We start from the raw sequence: 22,939 nt of genomic DNA, 5'->3' as shown, positions 1-22,939 counted from the left end.
GGAAGGACAATCAACCGAACGTAAACGCATACGCCGACACTCCGGGATCGAGAAACTCGATGCTGAAGGTCCGATCCGTCACGCCATCGGTTTGGCGCACCAATTGGTACAAACGTTGTTCAGTCACACTGCCGCTGCCGTCGGGCGCCACGTCGGTACCGTGGGCATCGCCGGGAGCTTTTCCGTCAATCAACACTTTGAAACGCACCGGTTTACCGTCAGTGCCAGGCCCCAACACCAGATGCAGATCGCGGGCATGGAAGCGGTAGACGATGCGACTGGCCGGCGCGCTTGAAGTCGCCCGCTCCGAGCCGACATTCCATTGACCGTCCAGGCTCCAGTCGTTGAGTGCCAATTGGGGCGGTGGGGTGTAGGCCGATACCTTGTTCGGCACCAGGCTGGTTTCAGGCACGAAATGCTCGGCACGCTGGTAGCCGACATAAGTTTCCGGCGATTGCACTTCGTTCATGTCCGGGGCCAGTTGAACACCTTCGGCACTGGCATTGATCAGGCCGTCCGCGACCTTCGCGGCACCCGCTTCGCGCAGCAGTTGCTGGATCACCCGCTCCGATTCGGCGTACTCACCTTCGCCAAAGTGGTGATAACGGATGCGACCCTGAGCGTCGGCAAAATAGTGGGCCGGCCAGTATTGGTTGTTGAAAGCTCGCCAGACCTTGAAGTCATTATCGATGGCCACCGGGTAGTTGATGCCCAGGTCCTTCATGGCTTTGGTGACATTGCCTACGTCTCGTTCGAAAGCAAACTCGGGCGCATGCACGCCAATCACCACCAATCCCTGATCGCGGTACTTCTCGGCCCAAGCCTTCACATACGGCAGCGTGCGCAGGCAGTTGATGCAGGAGTAAGTCCAGAAATCCACCAGCACGACTTTGCCTTTCAAGGCCTGCGCTGTGAGGGGTGGCGAGTTGAGCCATTGCACCGCGCCATCCAGCGGTGGAAGGTTGCCTTCAATTGGCAGTGCGCCCGGCGTTTTGTCAGCCGCTTTCATTGCACTTCCCGAGGCTGGAACCTGCGCCATCATCGCCCCGCTAACGTTCGGTGATTGGCCGGCCAGCCGTCCCACTAAAGCCTGCTCGATACCGCCGGTGGACGCCGTCGAAACGCGCGCCAGAATCCCGGTGTCGAGCCCCAGGGCAATCGCCGCCACACCCGCCAGCATGGCTGCGCCCAGGCCTCGACGCAGCCACTCGCCAGCGCCGATGGAACGCTTCATCGCCGCGAAGACTTTACCGCCCAGCAGCAGCGCCACCGCGAGGGAAGTTGCGGCACCCGCGGCGTAGGCCAGCAACAACAAGGTGGTTGCGATGCTTGCCCCTTGCAACGCGGCTCCGGTCAGCAACAGCCCCAGAATCGGCCCGGCACACGGAGCCCAGAGTAGGCCCGTGGCGACACCGATCAGGAACGAAGCGCCGGGACGCGGTCGGGCATCGACGCCCGCGGCTTCCGACAACCGGCTGCCGGCCACCACCAGTGGCCGGGTCAGACGCTCGGCCAATTGAGGCAGCAACAGCGTTAGCCCGAACAATGCAACGAACAGCAACGCGAGCCAGCGACCGTACTGATTGACTTGCACCACCCAGCCGCCGCCCACCGCTGCCAGCGAGGCGACGAGCGCGAAAGTCAGCGCCATGCCCGCCAATAGCGGCAATCCGCTCTTCATAAATGGCTGCCCGGTGCGAGCAAAGACAAAGGGCAGCACCGGCAGGATACACGGGCTGACAATCGTCAGCACACCACCGAGATAAGCGAGGACCAGAAGCCACATAACGTCGACCTGCAAAAATGAGTGAAAGGGAGTACCCGCGGATCAAGCCGACTTCGGCACAAAAGTCATCGCCAGGCCATTCATGCAGTAACGCAGCCCGGTGGGTTTGGGCCCATCGTCGAAGACGTGGCCCAAATGACCGCCACAACGCCGACAGTGAACTTCTTCGCGCAGTACCCCAAAGGAGCGGTCCTGACGAGTGGCCACAGCCTTGTCCAGCGGTGCCCAGAAGCTCGGCCAACCGGTGCGGCTGTCGAACTTGGTCGCGGAAGAAAACAGCGGCAGATCGCAGCCGGCACAGGCAAACGTACCGTCACGGTGCTCGTTGTTCAGTGGGCTGCTGTAGGCCCGTTCGGTGCCCTCTTCGCGCAGGATTTCGTACTGCTCGGCGCTGAGCATCGCGTGCCATTCGCTGTCGCTGTGAGTCACCTCGAACACCTCCGCCGCGCTGGCATCACTGACCAGTGCAGAACTGGCGGCAAATTTTGGCAATACACCGATGACCAGGGCTGCAGCGCCTAGCCCGCCGCTTGCTACGAGAAACTGTCGCCGTGAAAACATGGTCGTCTCCGAAAATTCCAGGTGCCTGTCATGGAACACAGCCTAGGCTTGGGTTGATCGCCAAATCCTCACGAGAAGTTAAACAATTCGTGATAACTCAGGCCCCGGAAAACCCGCACAATGCGCTCATTGCGCCGAAGGATTGAGCTTGATGGAACAGACCAAACGCGTCCTCGTGGTCGAGGACGACCTGCATATCGCCGACCTTATCTGCCTGCATCTACGTGATGAGCAGTTCGAGGTGGTGCACTGCGCCGACGGCGATGAAGGCATGCGACTGCTGCAGCAAGGAAGCTGGGACGCACTGATCCTCGACCTGATGCTGCCCGGCGTCGATGGCCTGGAAATCTGCCGTCGGGCCCGCGCCATGGCCCGCTACACACCGATCATCATTACCAGTGCGCGCTCCAGCGAAGTGCACCGGATTCTCGGGCTCGAACTCGGCGCCGACGATTACCTGGCCAAACCCTTTTCGATGCTCGAACTGGTGGCCCGGGTCAAAGCGCTGTTGCGACGGGTCGACGCCATGGCCCGCAACCTGAAGATGGACGCCGGCAGCCTGATCACGGACGGCCTCTCCATCGACCCGATCACGCGCGATGTGTCCCTTGACGGTCGCCGCCTCGACCTCACGCCACGGGAGTTCGACCTGTTGTATTTCTTCGCCCGTCAGCCCGGCAAAGTGTTCTCGCGCATGGACCTGCTCAACGCAGTCTGGGGCTACAGCCATGAAGGCTACGAGCACACCGTCAACACTCACATCAACCGCTTGCGGGCAAAGATCGAAGCCGATCCGGCTCAACCGGTGCGCATCCTCACGGTGTGGGGACGAGGCTACAAATTCGCGGCCAAGGAGGAGCAGCCGTGAGACTGACCCTGACTCAGCGCCTGTCTCTGGTGTTCGCCGTGTTGCTGCTGGTGTGCTGCGGCACGTCGGCCTGGATGCAGGTGCAGTCCAACAAAATGCATGAGCTGGAAGTGGTGCAAGGGTTATCGCGGGATCTGGCCCAGCACATCGCCCATGACACCGTGCTGATGGACACCAAAGGCCTGATGCCCGACGCCGTGCGCGACCTGTTCAGCCAACTGATGCTGGTCAATCCCAGTGTCGAGGTCTATCTGCTCGACCCCGAGGGCCGGATTGTCGGCAGTGCTGCGCCCGAGGGTCGGATACGCCGGGAGCGGGTCGATCTGGCGCCGATCCAGCGCCTGCTCAAGGGCGATGCCCTGCCGGTTCTCGGCGACGATCCGCGCAGCGTCGATGGCCGTAAAGTGTTCAGCGCCGCGCCATTGCAGGTCAATGGCAAACCGGTGGGTTATCTCTATGTGGTGCTGCTGAGCGAAGAGCACGACCGCTTCGCCGAACGCGGCGCCACCAGCGCCGCCCTGAACACCGCGCTGTTGTCCATCGGGCTGGTGGCGTTGCTGTGCCTGATTGCCGGTCTCACCGCATTCGCCCTCATCACCCGACCTTTGCGCCGTTTGACCGAAACCGTCAGCCAGTTCGACATTGATGGTGCTCCGGTAACGCCGCCGGCATCCGTCCCGGCGGAAAAAGCCGCCAGCCACGATGAAATTGCCATACTCGACGCCACCTTCCGGCAGATGCAGGCGCGCCTCGGCGAGCAATGGCGTTCGTTGACCCGCCAGGATCAGGAACGCCGCGAACTGGTGGCAAACATCTCCCATGACCTGCGCACGCCTCTCGCCTCGCTGCACGGTTACCTGGAAACCTTGTCGTTGAAGGACGCCACGCTGTCACCCGCCGACCGCCGCCGTTATCTGGGCATCGCGCTGGATCAAAGCCGCAAGGTCGGTGGTCTGGCGCAATCGCTGCTGGAACTGGTGCGCCTGGAACATGGTTTCGTGCAACCGGTGCTGGAGCGTTTCTCGCTGACCGATCTGGTGCAGGACATTTTCCAGAAATTCGAACTGACGGCCGAGGCGCGCCAGGTCGAACTCAAGGCCACCTTCGCACCCAATGTTTCGGCGGCCTGCGCCGACCTTGGATTGATCGAGCGGGTGCTCACCAACCTGTTCGACAACGCCCTGCGCCACACCCCGCAAGGGGGAGAAATCGAGCTCAGCCTGCGCCCTCAAGGACCTTTTATCGAAGTGACCGTCAGCGACACCGGCCCCGGCATTGCTGCCGAACTGCGCGAAGGTCTGTTCCTGCGCCCGTTCAACATTGGCGGCGCACGACGTGATGGCGGACTGGGATTGCGGATCGTGCACCGGATCCTGCAATTGCATGGCCGCGAGATCCAGCTGATTGACGTTCCCGGACGTGGCGCGACCTTCCGCTTTTCGTTGGCGGTGGATCAGCAAACGGCCGAGCAATTGGCGGTGCGGTCGATGAATCTGAATTCGCTGGGGAAATAGTCGACTGCCTGGGCCACAGCAACGGCTAATATCCCGGCACCCATTTCGGCAAGGACGCTGCACGATGCTCAACACCCTGCAAAACACCCCATTGTGGGTTTACGCGATATTTCTGCTGCTGTGCTACTTCGGCGTCAAAGCCCTGTCCCCGACACGTGAAAGCAAAACTTCATTGCTCGTCACAGCGCCGATACTGCTGGGCTGGTCACTCTATTCGCTGAACCTGACGCTGAATCCGCAGCTATCGGTCAGTTGCTGGTTGGCCGCCGTCATCCTCGGCAGCCTCGCGGCGCTGCTGATTTTCCCACGCAAGGGCATTGAGCTGGATGATCCGCAAACCGGCCTGATCGTGCCGGGCACGTTAAAAACCCTGGTGCTCTATCTGCTGTTTTTTGCGGTGAACTATTACTTCGGCTACCAGGATGACGTTCACCCGGAAATGGCCGCCACCCTTGAAATGTTGCTACTCAAGGCGTCAGCTTCCGGTTTTGTCTGTGGACTGATCAGCGGTCGGGCGTTGAAGCTTTATCGGCTGCTGCTGACACTTCATGCAAAACGCCCCCAGATAGCCGCCGGTTAAAAGCCGCTGTGCCAAAAATGATGACCAGCCGCCTGTTCATCCGTGACAACGCCGCCTCGGTCCAATAGATTAGGCGGCCTGAAAAGGCCCAGAGCTTTCTCGCCTCAACCCAAGTTAAAAGAAGTAGTGAAATTTCAATGTCCGATTCCAATACCGCTGAATCCGTAGTCACCTTGTCGTCCAAAGCGGAATACGAAAACTCCATCAATCTTTCACAGCACGTGCCCCAGGCCAAGACCATCAGCGAGATGGTCCTGGACGCTTTCCAGTCCACCCGGGAAAGCGACCAGATCCGCGAGCTGCGCGCCGCGATTCGCCACGCTCACGACAGCTTCGACGACGATAAAGCCTACCAATTGATGGGCGAACTCAAGCAGCTCAAGGACGCCGAGGCTGCCGACATTGCTGCCCTGGAAGACTTGAGCAGCAAATTCCCGATCAGCCGGATTCTCTCCAGTTTCAAGGACGACCCGGCATTTCAGGAATTGGTCTATGGCCTCGCACTGAAAGTGCTGAACCAGACCCACCAGGCCATCAGCAACCCGAGCAGTGGCAAAAGCAAGGCTGCTCGCGCCAAGAAAGATGTCGAAGTGTTCACCATCAGCAAGGACGGTATCAGCGTGACGTTGCCGCTGCGCACCCCGCGTTCGCGTCTGAGCGTTGACCGTGAAGCGCTGGAGTTCCTGGGCTTCACCTTCGTCGGCGAAGGCGAAGAAGCGGAGCTGGAAAGCGAGACGTTCCTGGACAATGCCGGGGCTGAACAAGCGGTCAACCGCAAGAACATCATCACCGCGCTTCAGCAGCAAACCGCGTTCGATGGCTACAGCATCGCCGCGCAGTAATACGATCCACCAGCGGCGCTTCGGGCGCCACTGACCCAAGAGCCCCGCCCTAGAGCGGGGCTTTTTATTGCCCGCGATTTTATAAAACCCACCATTTCCCTTCCTGTCGTCGTCGCCCACACCGAGACAGTTGCAAAGTGCCACCCCGTTCGGCAATCAATGCCCAAAGGCACCCATGCCACGGTGATTCGGCGCCAGAAAAACAATTTTCCTTAACCCTTCAGCACCACGGGTCCGCCTGCAGGGAGCGTCAACTCACTTTCCAGCCCAAGACTTCAGTGGTGCGATTGCTGAGGTCATCATGAACACAACTCCCCTTTACCGTCAGTTGGCCAACCACTACCTCGACGCGATCCGCAGCGGCACCTTGAAAACCGGAGAACGATTCCCCTCCATTCGGCTGATGATGGAAAAACACGCCGTCAGCCTGTCGACCGCGGTGCAGGTTTGCCGGGAACTCGAGGACTGTGGAGTCCTGGAAGCCCGGCCGCGCTCCGGCAACTACATTCGCCAGCCCGATACGTTGCGCAAACCCGTCCCGATCGCGCCTCCCCCGCCGCTGGACACCGGCGTCTACGTCGGCATTCACGAGCAGGTGTCATCGGTCCTCAAGGCCAGTCAGCGCGCGACGATCAAGGTCAATTTCGCCAGTGCCTTCTGCGCGTCGGAACTCTATCCGTTGAAGATCCTGCAAGATCATATGATCAAGGCGCTGCGTCACGATCCGCACTTGCTCGGCGCGGCGGGCTCCACCTGCGGCAACAGCACATTGCGCAGTATTCTTGCGCGACGGGCGCTGACCGCAAAGTCCAACCTGCCAGCGGAAAAGATTGTGATCACCAACGGTGCGACCGAAGCGATCAACCTGGCCTTGCGCGCGGTCACCCAACCGGGTGACACCGTGGCTGTGGAATCACCGACCTTTTACGGTTTGCTGCAAATTCTCGAGAGCCTGAACCTGCGGGTGCTGGAGGTCCCGGCGACTTCGCACGCCGGAATCAATCTGTTCGCCCTCGAACAATTGCTAAAAGGCCCCGAACGGATTCAGGCGCTGATCGTCATTCCCAACCTGCAAAATCCGCTGGGCAGCATCATGCCCGACGCCAACAAGGCGCGGCTGGTGCAGCTGTGCGCCGAGCACGCCACGGTGCTGATCGAAGACGATACCTATGGCGATCTGGTGGATACCGAGCAGCCGCTGTCCACGCTCAAGCACTGGGACCGCACCGACAACGTGATCTATTGCGCCTCGCTGAACAAAACCCTGGCACCGGGCATACGCCTGGGCTGGATCAGCGCGGGGAAATGGCACGACCGCGTGGAAATGCTCAAACACACTCAGTCCCGGGGATGTGAGGCGTTGTCGCAACTGGCGGTCAGTGCGTTCATGAAGACACCGTCCTACGAACGTTACCTACGCCGCTTGAGGAAAATCCTGACTCACCAACGCCAGCAAATGAGCGCGGCGATCATTCGCTACTTTCCCGCCGGCACCTGCGTGACCTCCCCTCGGGGCGGTACGTTGTTATGGGTGGAACTGCCGCGCCAGCATTCGTCCATGGCGTTTTTCCACGAGGCATTGAAGGCCGGCATCCAGATTTCACCTGGGGATATCTTTTCCAACGGCCAGCGTTTCAATCACTTTGTGCGCATTGGTTGCGGCGCGCCGTATTCATCGCAAATCGATGACGCGCTGGCGACCTTGGGTCAACTCCTCAAGAACCAGCGCTAAACACACCCGTGTAGGAGCTGCCGAAGGCTGCGATCTTTTGATCTTAAACATCAAAATCAAAAGATCGCAGCCTTCGGCAGCTCCTACACGGGGGGCATTCAGAGAGGGTTTTGGTGCAGACAAATGATGTGCGGATCGTCATTCCAATGCAGGAAGCGCTCGGCAATCAGCGGATCATGGCCGGGAATGACATGGTCCTCACCGTCGGCCAGGCTATCGATCAAACTGAACGCCTCAAGCGTCTGCGCCAGATCATCCAGAATCGGAAACGGACTGCGCTGACGGATGTTCGCCCACAAGTGCGCGGCATCCGAGGCCAGAACAATCCACCCACGCGCGGTGTTCACCCGTACGACTTGGCTACCCGGTGTATGCCCGCCCACCGGGTGCAACGTCACACCGGGAATCACCTCGACCGTGCCGGTGTGCAAACGCATCCGGCCTTCAAACAGCGGTGGAAGCGCCGACATCACGTCCTCGACCTCGTAGGTTTTGTTCACCGTGTGATGGGCCATTTTCGGCCCGGTGCAGAAGCGCAGTTCCGCTTCTTGCAGATGCACCGTGGCCTTCGGAAAAAGCCCCAGGTTGCCGGCGTGATCCCAGTGCAAATGGGTGAGGATCAGGTTGTCGACCTGTGCCGGATCAATATCCAGTTGGCGTAGGGATTCTTCCGGAAGGCGATACATCTGACGGTTGCGTCGGTCTGCCGTGGCCGGTTGAAAACAAGTGTCGACCACGATCACCTGCTGCTCGTTACGAATGACCCAGAAGTAGTAATCCAACGGCATCGACGCATTCGGATCACCGCAGCAGGCGTCGTAGAGAAAGTTTTCCCGGGCGGTGCGCTGGGCATTGGCGCCGACACGGATGGCGAACACTTCGTACACAGGAACGGACATATTCACCTCCTGGTTCAGGCCGATGCGGTGGCTTTGAGGGTCGGACGGAAGTCGAAATCGATCTCGTCGCTGATGCCCAGATCCTGGGCCAGACGATGCAGACCACTGTAGTCCCGCATGATCGTGGCGTTCTTGTTGCTCTCCCGGGTGTCGGCGATGATCAGCGCGGCATCCTCGACCCCGAGCTGCGTAAGAATTGCCTCCCACATCGAGTAGTCCTGGGCGACAAAAGCACTCAGCGCCACCGACAACGTACGAGCGAAAAACGCCCGTTGGGTCGGCTGCATGTTCGCGTACATGACCTTCGCCACTTCGGCGAGAATTTTGCTGTGGGCATATTCGTCGCGGTTATGCAGTTCGGCCACGCAGCGGTTTTGCGGTTGAATGCTTTGATCGTCGGCCAGCAAATCCAGATAGGCGTTGACGCTGATCTCGGCCACCACCGCAAAGGTGATCGCCGCCAGGTCGCGCTGCCACTGCTCCGGCAGTTCTTCGCGCAGGGCGATCAGCCGCAGGTAGGTGACCGACGGTGGTAGATCCAGATCCTGATCGAGCGCTCGCTCCAGCTTGGTCCGTTCGATCGCCCGCAGGTGCATGAGCGTGTGGTAGTGCTCGTCGATCAACGTCTGTTGCATGGCCTCGCGAAAATGCCAGTCATCCTTGCCCAGGTATTGATTGGCGATGACGCTCAGTGCCGGGTTCACCACATGCTCTTCGGCGGTCACCGTGCGCAGGTTGTAGCCGATCCAGCCCCAGGTCACCACGGTGCTTTTGAGTTCATCGCTCAGGGCCTGGAATTTCGGATGATGGAAAAACGGCACCATGCACTCCGGGTAATCCGGACGTGCCGGATCGAACGCTTCGCTGGCCTCGGCCCTGTCCGGTGCACACACCGTGGCTCTTTTGGTCCAGGCCTGATTGAGCCGCACGACCAGTTGATGATCGACCTTGGCGATCTCGATTGCTGTTTGCATGACGCGATACCTGTAGGACGCGTACCCGATGACGGGTACGCCAATAGAATTAAGGGCGACGGATGAATCAGGCCAGCCAGTAGCGGGTCAGGTTTCGCGCCGGGTCAGTGTATCGGCTGCGGGCGTGGATCATTCGCCAGTTGTCCCAAATCAGCAGGCATCCGTCGGGAATCAGCACCGGTGTGTTGTGTTCAACGAAATATGCTTCGCCCAGGACTGCGAACCTGGCCAGTGGCGACGAGCTATTGGCGACTTGCGAGTGCAGCAGCGCTTCCTTGGAAGGATTCACATCGCCGTAGTGAAACTGGTTGTAGCTGAAGCGGAAAATATCCCCGTCCTCTGTAGGCGTCAGGATGTATTCCTTGACCCGGCGTTGCACGGCTTCACCGGGTTTGGCGGTGGCGACGAACTCCACAGGCGTGTCGTCGATCCATTCACGCAGCTCGGGATCGGTGCGCTCGAGGAACGCCAGCAATTCATAACCGTCCACCAGCCCTGTATGCCCGCCACCGCACGTGGCCTGTTGATGACAATGCAACGCCAGGTAGCGCGGCGGCGGTCCGTAAACCGGCGCTTCGGTGTGTGGGCCGATGCCGTTCATGCTCTGGGAATACGGCAAGTCTTCGTACCCCGGCTTGCGGGTGATGGCGAACGCGGTCTGCCCGTTGAATTGCGGAATGACCGGACCGAACTCATTCAGCGTACCGAGCACGTCGTCGGCGAACTCGTCCGGCGTCAGCACCGTCCAGCCTCGCGCCGACAATTCTTCGTGGCGGTGGCCCAGTGAAACGTAAGGTTTAGACGCGACAATCCCTTGATCTGACATGGTGAGATTCCTGGCTGTTTATCAGGCGTTGACGGTTGTGGTGTAGGCGGCAATGAATTCGCGACAGGCGTTGCCCGGTCGATAGCGATGTTCATCGATGCGCTGCACGGGTGTGATTTCGGCAGCGGTACCGGTGAGAAAACACTCGTCGAAATCGCCAAGTTCCGTAGGAACAATGGTTCGCTCGACCACTTGGTAATCCAGCGCCTTGGCCAGTTCGATGACGGTCTGACGGGTAATGCCGTTGAGGAAACAATCCGGCACCGGGGTGTGCAACGTCCGACCTTTGACGAAGAACACGTTGGCGCTGGTGGCTTCGGCAACGTTGCCGCGCCAGTCGAGCATCAAGGCGTCGTGGTAACCGTTGTTTTCAGCATCGTGCTTGCTCAGCGTGGCGATCTGATAATGCCCGGATGCCTTGGCTTCAAACGGGCTGCAGCTCGGTGGCGGACGACGCCACTCAGCGGTTTTCAAACGAATGCCGGCCATGTGCCCGGCCGGGTCGAAATAGCTCGGCCATTGCCAGCAGGCGATCGCCACATGGACGCTGTTGAAGCGAGCCGAGGTGGAAATCATTTCACTGCCGCGCCAGGCCACTGGCCGCAGATAACCGTCGACCACGTTGTTGCGTTGCAGCAGCTCATGGCTGGCCGCTTCCAGATCGGCCAGCTCATAGGGAATGACGAAATCCATCAACTGAGCCGAGCGATACAAACGCTCGCTGTGTTCGCGCAGTTTGAAGATCTTGCCGTTGTAGACACGCTCTCCCTCATACACCGTGCTCGCGTAGTGCAGACCATGGGTCAGCACATGCAGCCGCGCCTGGGACCACTCGACGAACTCGCCGTCGAGCCAGATGAAACCTTCTCGCTGATCAAAGGGAATACCGCTCATATCCATATCTCCTGATGAATCGTCCTACGCCGTTTCGAGCAGAACCGGTATCAATTCGGGCGCCGGCGCAACCACAAGATCAGGCTCGGGCTGAAAGAAGAACAAGCGCTCACCGAACGCCGGCCGCAACTCATCGAACCAGGTCGCTTGCGGATCGAATCGCGCATAGAACGTGCGCAACACCCATTGCGGATCGCGAGCCTGGAGGAACTGCAGCACGAAGACTTTTTCCCCGGCCACGGTTTCGATGCCGTTGATCAACACCTTGCCGTAGAAGGTGCTCATGGACGGACCACGAACCGTGCGCGCCAATCCGGACACCGTGCGATACGCCGCCTGAAAGATCTCGAACGCCCGAGCCAGCGGCATCGCGAAATAATGGCTGGGGCCGGTATCGCGCTCGACAAACATGTAATAAGGCACCGCGCCGAGCCGCACTCCTTCGGTCCAGAGCGCCGCCCAATCAGCGGGGTTCTCGTTGATGTGCCGAATCACCGGCGCCTGCATGCGCAACGTGGCGCCGCTGGAGCGAATGCGTTCGATGGCCTGGCGGGCGATGTCCTGACGGATCTCCACCGGGTGGTTGTAGTGCCCCATGATCGAGAGGTTTTTCCCCGCCGCGACGATCCGCTTAAACAGCTCCAGCAGTTCGGGCGCATCCTTGTCGCTGACAAACCGTTGCGGCCAATACGCCACGGATTTGGTGCCGATACGGATGCTTTTCAGGTGAGGCAAGTCCAGCAACGGCTCGATGTACCCCGCCAGCGAACGGGTATTCATGATCATTGGATCGCCACCGGTGATAAGCACATCGGTGACTTCGGTGTGCACCCGCAGGTAACTCACCAACTCCTGGGATTCGCGCGCATTGAACTTGAGTTCTTCTTCGCCGATGAACTGCGCCCAGCGAAAACAGAACGTGCAGTAGGCGTGACAGGTCTGACCGGCACCCGGGAAAAACAGCACGGTTTCGCGGTACTTGTGCTGAATGCCCGGTAAGACTTTTCCGTCGAGAGTCGCGCCGTTGTGGGTCAGCTGCCCGGCCGGATGCGGGTTCATCCGCAACCAGATCGCCTCGATCCGCCGCTTGATGGCGACACTGTCATCCCGTTCGATCAGTTGCTTGAGCGACGCGTACTCGTCCGGCAGCAGCATGTCCTTGTGGGGAAAGGTCATGCGGAAAATCGGATCGTCCGGGATGTTGTTCCAGTCGATCAACGTGCCCAGTACGTATTCATTGGTGCGAAACGGCATGACCCGGGCCACGACGGTCATGGCTTCCTGCAACGCTGGCGTCAGTTTCTGCCAGTACGGCGTGTCTCGAATGGTGCGTGAGTTATAGGGCTTGTAGCGTTCCTGCTCCGACATTCCCTGCATGGCAGCGCTCCTGGTGATTGTCTGGCAGTTCTTACTGGATGGCCGGCGCTTTGCGCTCTATGTCCATCCATGCCCGAACACTGTCGCGATCCCACTGGCGGTGGACATACGCGGCGAGTCGGGAGGGAACCTGATCACCATTGGCGACCAATCGGTTGAGCATGATTGCCAGGTCGGTGTCGGCAATGCTCCAGTCACCGAACAGGTGCTCGGCGCCCCCCTCAAGCAATCGATCGGCGACAAAAAACAACCGGTCGACGGCAGCCAGGGCATCGTCGGACAGCGGGGTATCTTTTTTGCCGAAATAAATAAGATCCGCCGGGCGTTCTTTGCGAATGACCAACAAATCACTGCGCAACCAGGCCTGGAGTTGACGGGCGCGGGCGCGCTGCTTGATGTCCAGCGGCAATAGTCTGTTATGCCCCGGCGCTATTTCTTCCAGGTATTCGGCAATGGCCGAAGATTCCGACAATGCGAAATCCTGGTGAATGAGCGTGGGGATCTTGCAGGTGAGAGACAGGTCACGATAACTCGCTTGATAGTTCTCCCGCGCCTTCAAATCCAGCGTGAAAAGTTCAAATGAAAGTTGCTTTTCCTTGAGCGCCACAAAAGCCGACATCGCAAAAGCACTGACAAAATCTGCGCCGACATAGAGTTTAAGCTTTGTACTTTCCATAGAACGCTCCCTTGCATTAACCACATTAATCCGTTGCCTTGGAAGTGATCGTAGTTAGTTGATCAAGCGCTGAACAGATACAGAAATTATCTGTTTCTATCGATACAGAAAGTTAAAAAACGCAGATCGTCAGGAGGATTCGGCAGGGCCGCAGAAAAGAAAAAGGGAGTCAGCGAACGCTGACTCCCTGGTGTGCAACGAAGGGAAAATGACGGTTGGACAGTGATCAGGCCTGGCGATCGCCCAGATTGGAGAGCGATGCCATTTGCGGCATGTTGCTCATGTTCAGCATCGCCAGCGGCTCGTCGTCGCTGGTGTTGACGAAGCCGTGCCGGGTCCATGCCGGCACCAGCAGCACATCGCCCATGCTGACGCTCACTTCATCGGCATCGCCCAAGGTCAACGCGCCGCGGCCGGACTGGATGATAAACAGGTGCCACCACGAATGAGCATGCCCGTTCAACACCGCGCCCGGTTTCAACCATTGCATGGACACCGCCATCCCTGGCGTCAACTTGCAACCTTCGATGCTGTTGTCGTGGGCCAGCGCAACAATATCGACTTCGCTGGCCTCGAGGCTCTGACGCATGTCTGTCAGTTCACCCCTCTTCCACACCTGTGCACTGACCGGCGGCTGGTGCAAACTCTGGCGAAAGTCTTTATATGAAAAAAACGCACCTTGAACGTTATTCATTGCGAGTTCCAACTTATGTTGTCGACTTTAATGATCGAACCTTAGGCCAACCATTCAGCACTGTAAAGCCAAACAACTAACACTTATAACGCTGACGGTCTCAGCGCTACGATCATGTCAACTTCTATCGCGGCATTTTTCGGTAATTGATAAACACCGACGGTCGTTCGGGTATGTTTACCGGCGTCCCCCAACACATGACTGAATACATCCGATGCGCCGTTGGCCACTTCGCTGAGATCAACAAAGTCTGCCGTGGATTTCACATAGACCGTTATCCGTATCAGCGACTTTATTTTATCCAGCGAACCAATGGCATCAACGATCAGCGCCAGCCCGCGCATCGCGCTGATGCTGGCTGCCGTTTGAGCATCCGCCATGTTCAATTCCAGGCCGACTCTGCCGGGGTACTGGATTTTGCCGTTCATGCGCGGCACCAGACCACTGATGTACAACTCATCATGATGCCGAACCAGTGGGGCATAATGCCCGCCGGCGGTGTTCTCGCCGTAGATGTCATAGCCGAGCTCTTTTGCCAGGTCGATGAAACGCTCATCACAGCTCTTTTGCTCAATCATTTACCAAACCCTCTGAATCAATAATGCAAAAAAACGCAGGTCCCACCGGCTCAGCCAAAAGCCCTCGTCGCCGGGGCCAGGCAGGTGACCTCGACGCGTGACTCGATCGCTTCTGCCAGCCGCAACAGGTTGTCGCTGAGTTGTCCGTAGTCCTTGCTGAACAACACGATGTGGCCGATGAATGAGGTGTTGTCTTTCACCAATGCCGTGACCGAATCACCGACACGCTTGGCATACACCGCTTCCACCAGTTCGATGTTCAGTTTTCGGGCCAGCGATTCGATGTCTGGCGTGGCGCGCAAAAGACCGTCAGCCGACGCTCTGAGCAGACGGATGCCGCAATAACCCCGGGCCACGGGATCCTGGTGTTCGGTCTTGCCTTCCACCGCCCATCTGACCCAGCGTTCCCACGGATCGAAATCCACGAACGCCAGACGGGCCAGGTCCCAGATGTGCATGCCACCCGGGCGCATGTTGGTTTCCACTGCGGAGGTCAGGCCGTCGGCGCGCAGGAAAACTTCGTTGTGGTAGGCGCCGTTATCCAGCGAGACCAACGCCGACATGTGCCGCCCCGCTGCCGACAATCGAGCCTGCACGTCGGCCGCCAACGGCGCGGGCACCACCTGCTGGATTTCCGCGCGATAGGCGCCTTCAGTGGTGGTTTTTTCGGTAACCCAGGTGCTGCCGGCCACGTAATCCCAGCTGTACTCCCGGGCGTTCTGGATCAGTTCTTCGAGCACGATGCCGCCTTCGCGATACGGCTTGAGTGCCTGCCAGGCCTCGTCGCATTCGGACGGATGATGGATGACCCGACAACCTCTGCTCGCCCCTTCACAAGCCGGTTTGATAAAGGCTTTGCCGCCCAGCTCGATGACCCTCTGGCGCAGTTCGGGCAAGCTTTCGATGCGTACGGAAAACACCGGACGGTAATCCTGCGGTGAAGTGCTGGCCGCCGCTTCCAGTTTGCGAAAGATCTGCTTGTCCAGCCCCGCCCGCGCCTCGCCCGGGGTGATGCCGGGCAGGCCGAAATGCGAAGCCAGCGCGGCACCGAGCAACACGCCACGGTCGGAGAAAGGCAGAACCCCGATCAGCTTCCATCGATCGGCATTCAGACAGCCCACCACCAGTTCGAGGGAGGTCGCTACCGCTTCGGGCGCCAGTGAAGTGCTGCAGACGTGATCGGCCACTTGCTCGTCATCAGGCTGAATCTGATCGACCAACAGGATGAGCCGGGCGTCATAGAGCGTCTTGCAGAGCTCGCGCAGTTTCTGGATGTCGTGAACCCGATTGCCGTTGTACCCAACCACGACTACGCATGACGTCGTATTCATGAAACCTCCGACCTGTGAAAGTGAATAACGCATCCGCGATGAGTCAGTCGTGCAACGACGCATTGGATTTACGGTTGAGGTAGTACCAGGCCAGGATCCCGCCCGCGCCAATGGCGGCCAGCACCAGTGCGTTGTACGGCGGCGGCACGACCCGCATGATCAGCACCGTCAGCCCGGCGCCAACGCCGAGGGACACTTCCTTGACGAACATGTTGTTTTGTTTGACGGAGAAGTAATCGAGGTAGCTGAACGCACATTCGGCGAGGGACAGCAGCGCCACCCAGATCAACGCGCCGGCGAGGGTTTCGACGTGAAAAGCGGCCGGAGACGAGAGCACAGCAAAACCGCCGACGATGATCCCGATCACCGCGACTACCTTGAAGCGCCCGGTGCGTTCGATCAGTTTCATCATCGGCACCTGAGCGAACACCACCACCGCGCTGTTGAGGATCAGCATCAGGCCATACCAGGCCGGTAATTCACCGGTTTCGAGCAGGATGGCTTGCGGCAGGATCGAGAACACGCCAAACAGTTTGATCCCCATGATGATGCCGGCGATCACCCACGGCAGTTTGTTGCGCCACCCGCTGCCGTCCTGGGTCACCGGATGGGCAACGACCGGTTGAGTGGTGAACGTTGCGCCCATGGCGATGGGCAAACAGAGCAGTACGAAAGCGGCGGCACCGAGGAAAAACATCGTTGGGGTCAACAAGGGCGAGAGCAGGATCAAGCCCGCCAGCAGGCTGCCCATGTTCATGGCGACGCGGTTGTAGGCCGCGCCCTCTTTGGTCTGGGCGGCTTCGCTCTTGATCAGGTAACCGGCAATCGCAATACCGTAGGCAAACAACGCGGCGGCGAACATCACCATGCCCTGGTTGCTGGTGACCGCGAGCAAGACCAATCCGAGGGCGGCGCACAGCAACGTGACGCTCAGCGAACGCCGGCCCAACACCAACAAGGTCAGCGGCAACAGCAACAGCAAGGCCCGATAACCGAGGGCGAGAATGCTGTTGGTGGCAGTGTCGAGCCAGACGTTGGCCTTGCCCAGCACGGCAAACAGCGACACGGCCGTGATGATTCGGATTGTGAACAGGCGAATGTTAATCACCGGTTTGGCGATGGCGACCGTTGTTTCTACACTCATGCAACACCTCTGGAACCAAGCGATTGCGGCAGCCACAGGCGCCGACAATCAAGAAAGTCTGTAAGGTATGGTAGAGAGACACGCTTATTTTCATCAGAGCAAGTTCGTATAGAATCCAACGAACTTTACTGCCGGAGAGACCAGTAAAATGCAGGTTCAGCGCGCAGTGATCGCCGCCATCGAGTTCCAGCAGGGTGTACCGCTGGTTCAGCAGATCGTCGATCAGTTATCGGAGGCCATCAGCCACGGAGGCCTGCCTCACGGCTCCCGGCTGCCACCGATTCGCGAACTCTCCGAGATGATGAACGTGGGCAAATCCACGGTGGTGGATGCTCTGGACCGCTTGCGGGCCAAGGGTTTGGTGGTTTCACGCCAAGGCTCGGGGCATTACGTGCACCGTTCCAGCACCACGATCAAGACCGATGCAGGTCCGGACCTGCAACCTCAAGACACGCTCAGCGTGGTCCGCCGCGCGGTGCTGCTGGACAATGGCGCGCTGCGCCCTGGGGCCGGTTTCCTGCCGTCCTCGTGGCTGCCGGCTGACGAGTTGCTGAAAGCCGTGCGCGGCACCCTGCGCGCAACTTCCCTGCGCATGGGCGAATACGGCGTCGCCAGCGGTTACCTGCCGCTGCGCGAGGCGTTGCGGGTCAAGCTGTCGGCCTTGGGCATCGAAGTGCCGGTGGACCAGATCATCACCACGGCCAACACCGTGCAGGCCATCGACATGCTGATGCGCCTGCTGGTCAAACCCGGTGACACGGTGCTGCTCGACGATCCGTGTTACTTCACCATGCACACCAATCTGGCCTTGCATGGTGCCAAGGTCATCACCATCCCCCGCGGGAGTGACGGCATGGACCTTGAGGTCTTCGAGCAACTGCTGATTGCCCATCGTCCCGTGCTCTACATGACCAACAGCACCCTGCACAACCCGACCGGGCATTCGTTCTCCCCGGCGCAGGTTTATCGCTTGCTGGAGTTGAGTCACCGCTATGGTTTCCACATCGTCGAAGACGATTTGTACTGCGACTTGCAGCAACGAAGCACGCCACGTCTGGCGGCGGGTGGGCTGGACAACGTCAGTTACGTGTCCGGTTTCTCCAAGACCCTGACGGCTAACAGCCGCGTCAGCTACGCGGTGCTTTCACCGCAACTGGCCGCACGGCTGGTTGCGCTCAAAATGGCCGCCGGTGGCATGACTTCGGAACTGGCAGAGCAGATTATCTGCACGATGCTCAGTGATGGCAGCTATGCCAAACATACCCGGCGCACGGTGGATCGGCTTTACGAGTCGAGCAGTCGGGTGACGAGTTGGCTGGAGGAGGCAGGTTGCTCGGTGTCTTCGCTGCCGGGGGAAGGGTTGTTTATCTGGACGCGTCTGCCCGAAGGGCTGGATGCCGAAACGCTGGCAAGGAAAGGCCTGGAAATCGACCTTGTACTGGCGCCCGGCACCCTGCTCAGCAAAGCGCCGAGCGCTAGCCACTTCCTGCGCTTCAACGTGGCGCACAGCGATAACAGCCAGGTGCGGGAACGGTTTTTCCGGTTGCTCGATAGCTGAGTTTTCCTGATAGACCGCGGTGCGGCCTTCGCGAGCAAGCCCGCTCCCACAGGGGTTCAGCCTCGTACTCAAAATTGGCAGCAACGCCGATCCAATGTGGGAGCGAGCCTGCTCGCGATAGGGGCGACGTGGTCTACCAAAAGAAACCCAATAAAAAACCCCGCGCTTCTCTCGAAGGCGGGGCTTTTCTTTGCAGCCTCTGAATCTTAAGGCGCGTACGTCAGCAACAGCTCACTCGGCACTTTAAAGTCCAGCGACATCATCACGCTCAACGCGGTAATGGTGAAGATCGAGAACACGAACAGCTTGCGTGCCCAGACCGTGTCATCCACTGCCTTGTAGCCGGTCCAGGCCATGTACAACCAGTACATGCCCATGGCCGCGGCGACGGCGAGGTAGCTCATGCCGGCGTAGCCGCTGAAGGTCAGCATCAAGGTCGCTACGAGGAACGCCAGGATGTAGAGCAGGATGTGCTTCTTCGCCACTTCAATTCCGCGCTTCACTGGCAGCACCGGAATCGATGCGGCCAGGTAATCGTTGAAGCGGAAGATCGCGATGGCATAGGAATGCGGCATCTGCCACAGGCTGAACATCACCAGCAACGTCAGTGCGGCCATGTCGAAGCTGTTCGTCACAGCGACGTAGCCAATCACCGGCGGCATGGCGCCCGACAGACTGCCCACCAGCGTGCCGTGAACCGACTTGCGCTTGAGGTACAGGCTGTAGAAGCCGACGTAGATGACGAAGCCGATCACCGCGAACAACGCGGCCAACGGGTTGGCCACTTTGTACAACAGAGCAACGCCGAAAACACCCAGGACGGTCGCAAACGCCAGGGCCAGTTTCAGGGAGATCAAGCCCTGGACCAGCGCCCGGTTTTTGGTGCGTTCCATCTTCAGGTCGATGTCGCGGTCGATGCAGTTGTTGAACACGCAACCGGAAGCCACCACCAGCGACGTGCCGATCATGGCGGCCAGGAAAATGGCCAGATCGACATGCCCTTTCGAGGCCAGGAAAAATCCGCCCGCCACAGAAAGCACGTTACCGAAAATGATCCCCGGTTTGGTGATTTGGATAAAGTGCTTAAAGGACATCCGGACTTTCCTCAGTGCGCCATCATGTTGGTGTGGATGCTGTACATGATCCACAGCGACAGGCCTACCAACAGGACGATGACCAGTGCAGCGAAGACAAACGCAATCACGTTGTTACGCTGGGCAGCGGAGCGGTCCAGGTGGAGGAAGTACACCAGGTGCACGAGCACCTGGATGACTGCGAAGGCCAGTACGATCCACAGGGTCAGGGCTTTCGGCAGCGATGGGTACATCACCAGGCCGAAAGGAATGACCGTCAGGATCACCGACAGAATGAAACCGATAGCGTAAGACTTGACGCTGCCGTGGCCGGCGTCGTGGCTATCGTGGGAATGAGCGTTAGCCATTTACATAGTCCCCATCAGATAAACAACGGTGAATACGCAGATCCACACCACGTCCAGGAAGTGCCAGAACAGGCTCAGGCAGCTCAGACGGGTCTTGTTGGTCGCCGTCAGGCCGTTTTTCTGCACCTGGTACATCATGATCGCCATCCAGATCAGACCGCTGGTCACGTGCAGACCGTGGGTGCCGACCAGGGTGAAGAACCCGGACAGGAAGCCGCTACGGCTAGGACCGAAGCCCTCGGAGATCAGCATGTGGAACTCGTTGATCTCCATGCCGATGAAGCCGGCACCGAACATGAAGGTCAGGGCCAGCCAGCCCAGGACCTGGTTCTTCTTGCCCTTGAACAACGCCAGCATGGCGAAGCCGTAGGTGATCGAACTGAACAGCAGCAGAGCGGTTTCGCCCAGTACGTATGGCAGTTCGAAGATGTCGTGGCCCGACGGGCCACCCGCTACGTTGTTAACCAGTACCGCGTACGCCGCGAAGATCGACGCAAACAGAATGCAGTCGGTCATCAGGTAGAGCCAGAAACCGAATACGGTCATCTCGCCCGAGTCGTGGTGATGGTCGTCGTGCCCATGGTCCGTGCCATGGGCGTGTCCAGCAGTGGTCACTAAGTTCGACATGGTTTAAGCCTGTTCCAACGAGGTTTCAACACGGGTGGCGGTGGCTGGAACTTTCCCGGCCGCTACCAGACGTTTGTGCTGCTCGGCTTCGATGCGCTCGATCACGTCGACCGGCACCATATAGCCCTGATCATCGCGGGCAGCGTGGATCACGAAGTAGCCCACGGTGCCAAACAGGCCAACGATGGCCAACCACCAGATGTGCCAGATCATCGCAAAACCGAACACGGTCAACAGAGCACCCATGACCACACCGGTCGCGGTGTTGTTTGGCATGTGGATCGGTTCGTAACGGGCCGGAGCCTTGTACGCAGTACCGTTTTCCTTGGCTTCGGTGAACGGATCGATGGTGTCCGCTTTTGGCAGCACGGCAAAGTTGTAGAACGGTGGTGGCGACGAGGTCGACCATTCCAGCGTGTGTGCATTCCACGGGTCACCGTGTTCGCACATGTTTTCCGGCTTGTTGCGATCACGCACGCTGACATACAGCTGAATCAGCTGGCAGGCGATACCGACCGCGATCATCACCGCACCGAACATGGCGACGTACAGGTACGGCACCCACTCAGGGTTGGTGGTGGCGTTCAGACGACGGGTCATGCCCATGAAGCCCAGTACATAGAGCGGCATGAACGCGACGAAGAAGCCGGTGATCCAGAACCAGAACGCTGCCTTGCCCCAACCTTCGTGCAGCTTGAAGCCGAACGCTTTAGGGAAGTAGAAGCCGAAGCCCGCGATGTAGCCGAATACCGCACCGCCGATGATCACGTTGTGGAAGTGAGCGATCACGAACAGGCTGTTGTGCAGGACGAAGTCCGCACCCGGAATGGCCAGCAGTACGCCGGTCATGCCGCCGATGGCGAAGGTCACCATGAAGCCCAGGGTCCAGAGAACCTGGCTGGTGAAACGCAGACGACCTTGGTAAATGGTGAACAGCCAGTTGAATAGCTTCACCCCCGTCGGGATCGAAATCAGCATCGTCGCCAGACCGAAGAAGGCGTTGACGCTGGCACCCGAACCCATGGTGAAGAAGTGGTGCAGCCAGACCATGAAGCCCAGGATCGAGATCGCGCCCGATGCGTAGACCATCGAGTGGTGGCCGAACAGACGCTTGCCGGTGAAGGTCGAGATGACTTCGGAGAAGATCCCGAACGCCGGCAGAATCAGGATGTAAACCTCGGGGTGACCCCAGGCCCAGAACAGGTTGACGTACATCATCGGATTGCCACCAAGTTCATTGGTGAAAATGTGGAAATCCATGTAACGGTCAAGCGTCAGCAGTGCCAGGGTAGCGGTCAGGATCGGGAACGAGGCCACGATCAGGACGTTGGCCCAGGTGCAGGTCCAGGTGAAGATCGGCATGTCCATCAGCTTCATGCCCGGGGTACGCATTTTCAGCACGGTGGCCAGGAAGTTGACCCCCGTCAGCGTCGTACCCAACCCGGATAGCTGTAGCGCCCAGATGTAGTAATCCATCCCCACGCCCGGGCTGTATTGCAGGCCCGACAGCGGCGGATAGGCAACCCAACCGGTCTTGGCGAATTCGCCGACGCCCAGGGACAGGTTGATCAGCACCACGCCGGAAACCAGCAGCCAGAAGCTCAAGGAGTTCAGGAACGGGAAGGCAACGTCACGCGCGCCGATCTGCAGCGGCACTGCAAGGTTCATCAGGCCGGTGAAGAATGGCATCGCCATGAAGATGATCATGATCACACCGTGAGCGGTGAAGATCTGGTCATAGTGTTCAGGCGGCAGGTAGCCAGGCGAACCCTCGGTGGCCATGGCCAACTGGGTACGCATCATGATGGCGTCGGCAAAACCGCGCAGCAGCATGACCATGGCAACGACGATGTACATCACGCCGATTTTCTTGTGGTCGACCGAAGTCAGCCACTCGGACCACAAGTAGGTCCACTTCTTGAAATAGGTGATTGCAGCGAACAGCGCCAGACCACCGAGCGCGATCATGGCGATGGTTATCATCACGATCGGTTCGTGGAACGGGACCGCTTCCCAACTTAATTTACCAAACATCGT

22 protein-coding genes are annotated in these 22,939 nt (G+C 59.1%); 6 read left to right on the top strand and 16 right to left on the bottom strand.

Annotation, left to right across the window (positions count from 1 at the left end):
- Positions 1 to 10: 10 nt before the first annotated feature.
- Positions 11 to 1,786 carry a cytochrome c biogenesis protein DipZ gene (locus tag ACYZTZ_RS01990; RefSeq protein ID WP_461997055.1) on the bottom strand — a complete coding sequence of 592 codons (1,776 nt, stop codon included), beginning with the start codon at positions 1,784 to 1,786 and terminating at the stop codon, positions 11 to 13.
- 42 nt (positions 1,787 to 1,828) lie between these two features.
- The gene (gene msrB / locus ACYZTZ_RS01985; protein ID WP_461997054.1) at positions 1,829 to 2,347 is read right to left on the bottom strand and encodes a peptide-methionine (R)-S-oxide reductase MsrB; all 519 of its coding nucleotides are present in this window, start codon (positions 2,345 to 2,347) and stop codon (positions 1,829 to 1,831) included.
- Between the two features lie 151 nt (positions 2,348 to 2,498).
- Between msrB and ACYZTZ_RS01980 the strand changes: the two genes are divergently transcribed.
- From ACYZTZ_RS01980 to ACYZTZ_RS01960, 5 genes are all read left to right on the top strand, one after another.
- Complete coding sequence (locus ACYZTZ_RS01980) at positions 2,499 to 3,215, top strand: response regulator transcription factor (protein ID WP_461997053.1); 717 nt, start codon at positions 2,499 to 2,501, stop codon at positions 3,213 to 3,215.
- On the top strand, positions 3,212 to 4,729 hold the full coding sequence (locus tag ACYZTZ_RS01975) for a sensor histidine kinase (RefSeq protein ID WP_056743147.1): 1,518 nt from the start codon (positions 3,212 to 3,214) through the stop codon (positions 4,727 to 4,729). Before ACYZTZ_RS01980 ends, ACYZTZ_RS01975 begins: the two co-directional genes overlap by 4 nt.
- Before the next feature lie 64 nt (positions 4,730 to 4,793).
- The gene (locus ACYZTZ_RS01970; protein WP_461997052.1) at positions 4,794 to 5,309 is read left to right on the top strand and encodes a hypothetical protein; all 516 of its coding nucleotides are present in this window, start codon (positions 4,794 to 4,796) and stop codon (positions 5,307 to 5,309) included.
- Between the two features lie 137 nt (positions 5,310 to 5,446).
- The gene (locus tag ACYZTZ_RS01965) at positions 5,447 to 6,151 is read left to right on the top strand and encodes a hypothetical protein (RefSeq protein WP_461997051.1); all 705 of its coding nucleotides are present in this window, start codon (positions 5,447 to 5,449) and stop codon (positions 6,149 to 6,151) included.
- Between the two features lie 301 nt (positions 6,152 to 6,452).
- Complete coding sequence (locus tag ACYZTZ_RS01960; RefSeq protein ID WP_461997050.1) at positions 6,453 to 7,883, top strand: aminotransferase-like domain-containing protein; 1,431 nt, start codon at positions 6,453 to 6,455, stop codon at positions 7,881 to 7,883.
- 98 nt (positions 7,884 to 7,981) lie between these two features.
- Here the strand turns inward: ACYZTZ_RS01960 and ACYZTZ_RS01955 are convergent, their stop codons facing one another.
- The 10 genes from ACYZTZ_RS01955 to ACYZTZ_RS01910 form a co-directional block, all read right to left on the bottom strand.
- Positions 7,982 to 8,782, bottom strand: coding sequence for an N-acyl homoserine lactonase family protein (locus ACYZTZ_RS01955; protein ID WP_461997049.1), 801 nt, complete (start codon positions 8,780 to 8,782; stop codon positions 7,982 to 7,984).
- A gap of 14 nt (positions 8,783 to 8,796) precedes the next feature.
- On the bottom strand, positions 8,797 to 9,756 hold the full coding sequence (locus ACYZTZ_RS01950) for a diiron oxygenase (protein WP_461997048.1): 960 nt from the start codon (positions 9,754 to 9,756) through the stop codon (positions 8,797 to 8,799).
- 67 nt (positions 9,757 to 9,823) lie between these two features.
- Positions 9,824 to 10,582 (bottom strand): TauD/TfdA family dioxygenase, encoded by a 759-nt coding sequence (locus ACYZTZ_RS01945; protein WP_461997047.1) that lies wholly within the window; start codon positions 10,580 to 10,582, stop codon positions 9,824 to 9,826.
- A 21-nt stretch (positions 10,583 to 10,603) separates the two neighbouring features.
- On the bottom strand, positions 10,604 to 11,476 hold the full coding sequence (locus ACYZTZ_RS01940) for a branched-chain amino acid aminotransferase (protein ID WP_461997046.1): 873 nt from the start codon (positions 11,474 to 11,476) through the stop codon (positions 10,604 to 10,606).
- Positions 11,477 to 11,500: 24 nt separating this feature from the next.
- Positions 11,501 to 12,853 (bottom strand): KamA family radical SAM protein, encoded by a 1,353-nt coding sequence (locus ACYZTZ_RS01935; RefSeq protein ID WP_461997045.1) that lies wholly within the window; start codon positions 12,851 to 12,853, stop codon positions 11,501 to 11,503.
- A gap of 31 nt (positions 12,854 to 12,884) precedes the next feature.
- Positions 12,885 to 13,529, bottom strand: a complete 645-nt coding sequence (gene yfcF, locus ACYZTZ_RS01930) for a glutathione transferase (protein WP_461997044.1) — start codon at positions 13,527 to 13,529, stop codon at positions 12,885 to 12,887.
- Between the two features lie 226 nt (positions 13,530 to 13,755).
- A complete protein-coding gene (locus ACYZTZ_RS01925) occupies positions 13,756 to 14,223 on the bottom strand; it encodes a cupin domain-containing protein (protein ID WP_461961254.1) in 468 nt (155 codons plus the stop codon).
- Between the two features lie 83 nt (positions 14,224 to 14,306).
- On the bottom strand, positions 14,307 to 14,801 hold the full coding sequence (locus tag ACYZTZ_RS01920) for a RidA family protein (RefSeq protein ID WP_461997043.1): 495 nt from the start codon (positions 14,799 to 14,801) through the stop codon (positions 14,307 to 14,309).
- A gap of 50 nt (positions 14,802 to 14,851) precedes the next feature.
- Positions 14,852 to 16,132 (bottom strand): biotin carboxylase, encoded by a 1,281-nt coding sequence (locus ACYZTZ_RS01915; protein ID WP_461997042.1) that lies wholly within the window; start codon positions 16,130 to 16,132, stop codon positions 14,852 to 14,854.
- Between the two features lie 43 nt (positions 16,133 to 16,175).
- On the bottom strand, positions 16,176 to 17,276 hold the full coding sequence (locus tag ACYZTZ_RS01910) for an MFS transporter (RefSeq protein WP_046045957.1): 1,101 nt from the start codon (positions 17,274 to 17,276) through the stop codon (positions 16,176 to 16,178).
- 148 nt (positions 17,277 to 17,424) lie between these two features.
- On the opposite strand from ACYZTZ_RS01910, the gene ACYZTZ_RS01905 reads away from it, so the two are divergent.
- A complete protein-coding gene (locus ACYZTZ_RS01905) occupies positions 17,425 to 18,834 on the top strand; it encodes an aminotransferase-like domain-containing protein (RefSeq protein WP_461997041.1) in 1,410 nt (469 codons plus the stop codon).
- 206 nt (positions 18,835 to 19,040) lie between these two features.
- On the opposite strand, the gene cyoE is transcribed toward ACYZTZ_RS01905, so the two are convergent.
- From cyoE to cyoB, 4 genes are read right to left on the bottom strand one after another with little or no spacing between them, the layout of a single operon-like run.
- The gene (gene cyoE, locus ACYZTZ_RS01900) at positions 19,041 to 19,928 is read right to left on the bottom strand and encodes a heme o synthase (RefSeq protein WP_008147631.1); all 888 of its coding nucleotides are present in this window, start codon (positions 19,926 to 19,928) and stop codon (positions 19,041 to 19,043) included.
- Positions 19,929 to 19,939: 11 nt separating this feature from the next.
- Positions 19,940 to 20,275, bottom strand: coding sequence for a cytochrome o ubiquinol oxidase subunit IV (gene cyoD / locus ACYZTZ_RS01895; protein ID WP_150658919.1), 336 nt, complete (start codon positions 20,273 to 20,275; stop codon positions 19,940 to 19,942).
- On the bottom strand, positions 20,276 to 20,902 hold the full coding sequence (locus ACYZTZ_RS01890) for a cytochrome o ubiquinol oxidase subunit III (protein ID WP_150658920.1): 627 nt from the start codon (positions 20,900 to 20,902) through the stop codon (positions 20,276 to 20,278).
- A gap of 3 nt (positions 20,903 to 20,905) precedes the next feature.
- On the bottom strand, positions 20,906 to 22,936 hold the full coding sequence (cyoB, locus tag ACYZTZ_RS01885; RefSeq protein ID WP_461997040.1) for a cytochrome o ubiquinol oxidase subunit I: 2,031 nt from the start codon (positions 22,934 to 22,936) through the stop codon (positions 20,906 to 20,908).
- Positions 22,937 to 22,939 lie beyond the last annotated feature (3 nt).

It is taken from the genome of Pseudomonas sp. LB3P58, assembly GCF_054897895.1.
This window is presented reverse-complemented; position numbering and strand designations above follow the sequence as displayed.